At 74.6% G+C, this 2,822-nt stretch carries 4 protein-coding genes; all 4 read right to left on the bottom strand.

Features of this window, described 5'->3' with window-relative positions; translation table 11 throughout:
• Nucleotides 1-331: Hpt domain-containing protein (locus tag KBW98_RS23670; RefSeq protein WP_211522624.1), on the bottom strand; the 331-nt coding region annotated here is incomplete at its 3' end.
• A gap of 6 nt (nt 332-337) precedes the next feature.
• Nucleotides 338-1,972, bottom strand: a complete 1,635-nt coding sequence (locus KBW98_RS23675; protein ID WP_211522625.1) for a methyl-accepting chemotaxis protein — start codon at nt 1,970-1,972, stop codon at nt 338-340.
• Nucleotides 1,969-2,553 carry a chemotaxis protein CheW gene (locus tag KBW98_RS23680; protein ID WP_211522626.1) on the bottom strand — a complete coding sequence of 195 codons (585 nt, stop codon included), beginning with the start codon at nt 2,551-2,553 and terminating at the stop codon, nt 1,969-1,971. The genes KBW98_RS23675 and KBW98_RS23680 overlap by 4 nt, the downstream gene beginning before the upstream one ends.
• Nucleotides 2,550-2,822 (bottom strand): hypothetical protein (locus tag KBW98_RS23685; RefSeq protein ID WP_211522627.1); only part of this gene is annotated, 273 nt, incomplete at its 5' end. The genes KBW98_RS23685 and KBW98_RS23680, both read right to left, overlap by 4 nt.

The raw sequence follows: 2,822 nt of genomic DNA on the forward strand, positions 1-2,822 counted from the left end.
CGCCGCCCGCGGCCAGTTCGCGCGCCAGGGACAGCGCGCGGTGCAGGCAGTCGAGCTGCCCGGCTGCGGGCGCGGCGGCGGCGGCGGCGAGCGCCGTGCCCAGGCTTTCCAGTGCGTGGCACAGGCGCTCGAGATGGTCGAGGTCGACCGCACGGGCCGCGCCCTTGAGCGTGTGCAGGGTCTTGAGCATCTCTTCCAGCGCCGCGCGCCGGCCCTGCGCGTCGGCACGCTCGAGCGCGACCAGGCCGGCGTCGATCCGGCCCAGGTGTTCCTGCGCCTCGTCGGCGAAGATGGCCAGCAGGCGCTGGCGGAAGGCCGCGGGGTCGCTCATCGCCTCCTACACCTTGAAGCGTTCGCTCGCGTCGCGCAGCTTCCGGCCCAGCTCGTGAAGGTTCTGGGCCGCCTGCTCCGACTGGCGCGAGGCCGCGGCATTCTCGGCGCTCACCTGGCGGATATTCTCCATCGCCAGCGCGACCTGGTCCATGCCCGCCAGCTGCTGCTGGCTGGAGGCGGCGATCTGGGCCGCCGCCTCCGCCGCGCCCGAGATACTGTCGGCCAGCACCTGGATCGCGGCGCCGGCTTCGCTGGTCCGCGCCACGCCCTCGGCCACGGTCTTCGATCCCTGCTCGGTGCTCAGCACGGCCGCGCCGATCGACTTCTGGATTTCGCCCAGGATCTCGCGCACCTGGCGCGTGGCCTGGCGCGACTGCTCGGCCAGCGCCCGCACCTCCTGGGCCACCACCGCGAAGCCCTTGCCCTGCTCGCCCGCCTTGGCCGCCTCGATCGCGGCATTCACCGCCAGCAGGTTGGACTGGTCGGCCAGGCCGGCCACCGTCACCACGATGTCCGACACCGCCTGGCTGCGCTCGGACAGGCGCACGATGGTGCCGGCGATCGATTCCATGGTCTCCTGCACGCTTTCCATGCCGCGCATGCCGTGCTCGATGGCCTGGCGGCCGCGCTGGGCGGTGCCGGCCGCGTCGCGCGCGGTTTCCGACACCATGCGCGACTTCTGGCTCGCCAGCACCGCGGTCTGCTTGACTTCCTCCACGGTGGCGGTGGTCTCGCTGACCGCCGCCGCGGTCTGGGCCGCGCCCGCGGCGCCCTGCATGGTGCTGGCCAGGATCTCGCCGGAGGCCGCGCCCAGGGTCGCGATGCCGCTGCTGGTCTCGCCCATCAGGTGGCGCCAGGACTGCACCATGCGGCCCAGGGCTCCCAGCAGCTGGCCGACTTCGTCGCGGCCGGCGGGCGGCGGCACCGCCACCGACAGGTCGCCGGTGGCGATGCGTTCGGCCAGCGCGGTCGCTTCGCGCAAGGGCGCGGCCAGGGCGCGGTCGAGCCAGAACACCAGGCCGGCGGCCACGAGCAGCGCCGCCAGGTTGCAGGCGCCCAGCATCGCACGCGCGCGCTCGACCACGGCGTCGGCCTCGCGCATGCGGACGGTGGCCTGCTCGAACTGCTCGGCGTTGATGCGTTCGGCGATGTCGCGCAGCGGGTCGTAGCGCTCCTGCAGCGGCCCGGTGATCAGGGCGCCCGCTTCGGCGCGGCGGCCCTCGCGCAGCACCGGCATCGCGCGCGTATCGCGCAGCGAGGTGTAGGCCTGCATCACGGGGTCGAGTTGGGCCAGCGAGCGCGCCAGGCGCGGGTCGCGCGCGGCGCGCTCGTGCAGGCGGGCCTGGATCGCCGCCACACGCGGGCGGACCGCCGCGATCCGTTCCAGCAGCGCCGCCTGTGCCGCCGGCTCGGCAACCACCAGCGACAACATCGTGACCCGCTCGCGGTTCAGCTCGTTGCGCAGGCTGGTGACGTCGAGCGCGGCCGCCAGGTCGTCTTCTAACAGGGCGCGCTGCGACTCCTGGAGCACGCCGGTCGCATGCCAGGTGAGTGCGCTCGCGCCGGCCAGGAGGGCGACCAGCAGCCCGAAGCCGGCGACCAGCTTGGCGCGGGTGCTGTAATTCGACAATAACATCATGGGTAGTTCTCCTCGTTCATTCGGTTCGGCGCTCCCGCGCCGACCACCAGCGCCGGATCGCCCAGCAGCCGCGCGCCGTCCAGCAAGGCCGTGCGGTCCGGGGCCACGCCCAGCAGGTAGCCGCGCCGTGTCGCCGCACCGCCGGAGGCGCCGGGCGACAGCGCCGTGCGCGCGTAGCGTTCGACCCCGAGCACGGCGTCGGCGAGCAGGCCGAATTCCATGCCCACGCCCTGCAGCACCACCAGGGCGGACGGTTCGGTCAGGCGCGCCAGCTGCACCTGCAGCAGCAGGCGCAGGTCGAGCGCCGCCACCACCCGGCCGCGGAAGGCCGCGATGCCGGCGACATGGGCGGGGACGCCCGGCAAGGGGGTCAGGGGCGGCAGGACCAGCGCCTGCGCCACCCAGCGCGTCTCGACGGCGTAGCGTTCGCCGGCCACCTCGAAACCCAGGACCTCGAGCGCGTCGCCAGGTACGGCTTCCTCGGGCGGCGCGGGCGGGCGGGCCAGCAGGGCGCGCCGTGCGCGCAGCACGGCCTGCCGCTGTTCCGGGGTGGCGCGGTCCGGATCGGCGCCCGCACTCATGCCCTGCCCTCCATGAAGGCGCGCACGCTGGCGCGCAGGCTGGCGGCCTGCCAGCCTGCGGCGCCGGGCACCGCGGCATCCTTGGCCATGCCGTCGAGCAGCGCGTCGCAGGCCGCGAACTCGCGCCGGGCGGCGCCGTCGCTGCCCTCGCCCATGCGCGCCACGCCGGCCAGGTAGTGGCCGAGGATCGAATCGGGGTCGAGGTAGAGATGGCGCTGCAGGTGACGCAGCGCGGCGCGCCGCTCGCCCTGGGCCAGTGCCAGCTCGCC

The organism is Massilia sp. ST3, assembly GCF_018119405.1.
Classification (GTDB): domain Bacteria; phylum Pseudomonadota; class Gammaproteobacteria; order Burkholderiales; family Burkholderiaceae_D; genus Telluria.